4 protein-coding genes are annotated in these 2,388 nt (G+C 49.3%); 3 read left to right on the forward strand and 1 reads right to left on the reverse strand.

Going from position 1 to position 2,388, the window contains the following annotated elements:
* The first annotated feature begins 262 nt into the window (after positions 1–262).
* On the forward strand, positions 263–589 hold the full coding sequence (locus tag AC1DUA_RS33915; RefSeq protein WP_477503931.1) for an ArsR/SmtB family transcription factor: 327 nt from the start codon (positions 263–265) through the stop codon (positions 587–589).
* Between the two features lie 53 nt (positions 590–642).
* The gene (locus AC1DUA_RS33920; RefSeq protein WP_477503928.1) at positions 643–1,155 is read left to right on the forward strand and encodes an SRPBCC domain-containing protein; all 513 of its coding nucleotides are present in this window, start codon (positions 643–645) and stop codon (positions 1,153–1,155) included.
* A 74-nt stretch (positions 1,156–1,229) separates the two neighbouring features.
* Here the strand turns inward: AC1DUA_RS33920 and AC1DUA_RS33925 are convergent, their stop codons facing one another.
* Complete coding sequence (locus AC1DUA_RS33925) at positions 1,230–2,000, reverse strand: SDR family NAD(P)-dependent oxidoreductase (protein WP_477503929.1); 771 nt, start codon at positions 1,998–2,000, stop codon at positions 1,230–1,232.
* A gap of 147 nt (positions 2,001–2,147) precedes the next feature.
* Between AC1DUA_RS33925 and AC1DUA_RS33930 the strand changes: the two genes are divergently transcribed.
* A partial coding sequence (locus AC1DUA_RS33930; RefSeq protein ID WP_477503930.1) for a TetR/AcrR family transcriptional regulator occupies positions 2,148–2,388 on the forward strand: 241 nt, incomplete at its 3' end.

A 2,388-nucleotide genomic window follows, 5' to 3' on the forward strand; every position in this document is an offset into this window, starting at 1 on the left:
CCTGTATGGGCTTTGCTGTTAGGTGTAGTTATCGCGAAGCTCTTTGGTGAAAAAGAATCTAGCAGTAAGCCGGGACTGGGTTGAGTAAGGAATATACGTAAGATAGAATGAAATAAGAGTTTAAATGATAATGAGATTATTTTTAAATATTCCTTTACAGGAATATTCCTTTCGTGGTATATTCGGTTTAGCAAGGGAAATACTAATGACCTAGACGAACCGAAGGCCCCGTAAACTTACAGCAAGAGAACGGATGATGACAATGGATATTAACGTCATGAGCGCCTTAGCAGAACCAACCCGCATGCAAATTGTTGAGCTTTTGCGCGAATGCCCACTCACCGTAGGGGAAATCGCCGAACGGCTGCAGCTACGCCAGCCGCAAGCATCCAAGCATTTGCGTGTTCTCAGCGAGGCTGGCATTGTAGAGGCCGAGGTGGATGCGAATCGCCGAATCTACAGGCTGCGGCCAGACCCTTTTCGAGAGCTCGACAAATGGCTGGAGAGCTACCGTGTCATCTGGGAGCAGCGCTTCGACCGCCTGGATGACTATTTACAGAAGCTGCAGGGTAAGGACACCAAGAAGTGAACGCAGCAACAGAGCAATTTTGACCAATCAAAGATATCAAGGAGGAAGTTAAAATGACGAGTCAAATGGTATCCAGGGTAGAGGATAAGGTACTAATTCTAGAGCGCGAATTCAAGGCCCCTCGCGAGCTGGTTTTTCAGGCTTTCACGCAAGCGGAACATCTGAAACATTGGTGGGGGCCAAAAGGCTGGACGCTTCCGGTGTGCCACGTTGATTTCCGCGTAGGCGGGGTTTGGCATTATTGCATGAAATGCGAAGATAAGAACCAGGGCGACTTCTATGGCATGGAATCATGGGGCAAAAGTGTGTACCGTGAAATCGTCGTGCCTGAGAAGATTGTGGTAGTGGATTACTTCTCCGATGCAGAAGGCAATGAGGCGCCGAATATGCCGGCAACCATCGTGACGCTGGAGTTCATCGAGACGGAGAACGGGACGAAGGTCATTAACCGCGGAGAATATGCGTCGGCTGAAGATGTGCAGAAAGTGATGGACATGGGTATGCTGCAAGGTGTCACAGAGACATGGGACAGACTGGCCCAGCATTTGGAGTCGATACAGGCGTAATTAGTAGATATAAAGAGGGTGTCGCTCAGTCATTTTGACTAGAGTGACACCCTCTTTTGCGTAACAGGCACGGTTTAAATCGACATACCTCCTGAGACCTCGATGCGTTGAGCGTTGACCCAGCGATTATCTTCGGAAAGCAGCGAAGCGATCATCGGGCCAATGTCGTCCGGTTCACCGGCGCGGCCAAGAGCTGTCATATCCGCGATACGTTTGTTCAACTCGGGATTGTCTCGTACCATGCCGCCAGAGAAATCGGTTGCGATGGCTCCCGGTGCAACGGTATTGACCGCTATTCCGCGTGCTCCTAACTCCTTCGCCTGGTAGCGGGTAAGAGTTTCAATTGCACCCTTCATGGATGCATAAGCTGAACTCCCTGGTGATATGATACGGGTAAGACCTGTGGAGATGTTCACGATCCGGCCTCCATCACTGATGAGTGRCAAGAGCTTCTGAGTGAGGAAAAATACCCCCTTGAAGTGAACGTTGTAGAGCTTATCGAGTTCTTCTTCCGTCGTTTGATCGAAGCTCTTGTGATGCGATGTCCCTGCGTTGTTGACAAGGAAGTGAAAGCTTTCAGAGCCAAGTTCGTTAAGCGCCTGACGCACGCTCTGCACGAATGGATCGAATGAGCTGACATTGCTGGTGTCGAGCTGCAAAGCAATTGCCGTGCGGCCCATCTCGCGCACGAGGTTTACTACGATCTTAGCTTCAGCCTGATTCGTATTGTAGGTGAAGATCACGTCGACACCCCGCTTGGCAAGGTTCAGTACGGTGTTACGGCCAAGGCCGCGGCTTCCCCCTGTGACGATGCCGATCTTTGTTGTTGACGTTGTTGTAGTCATTGTCTATTCCTTCTTTCGTGAATTTTATTGTTTGGTTAATAGTTAACTAACTGTTTAGTTATAATATAAATGCCATTGTGAGGTTTGTCAACTTATTAATGCCCATGATATATTGTAGCTACAATGAGGGTACAAGGGGGAACCGCCATGCGAAACGCCGAAGCAACGCGGGAACGGATACTGGAGGCGGCTATGACGGAGTTCTCTGCTTATGGTATCGCGGGCGCGCGTGTCGACCGTATTGCCAAGACAGCCGGATGCAACAAAAACTTGATCTATATCTATTTCCAGAGCAAAGAAAATCTGTTCACGACTACTCTGCAAAAACACCTGATGCGTGTCTATGAGGAATTAGTTTTCACACCCGAGGATCTCTCAGGTTACGCGG

The sequence above is a fragment of the Paenibacillus sp. 01T422 genome (genome assembly GCF_056398785.1).

Coding starts and splice junctions, on each gene's coding strand:
- AC1DUA_RS33920 (WP_477503928.1), top strand. CDS start 643: ATGACGAGTCAAATGGTATCCAGGGTAGAGGATAAGGTACTAATTCTA.
- AC1DUA_RS33915 (WP_477503931.1), top strand. CDS start 263: ATGGATATTAACGTCATGAGCGCCTTAGCAGAACCAACCCGCATGCAA.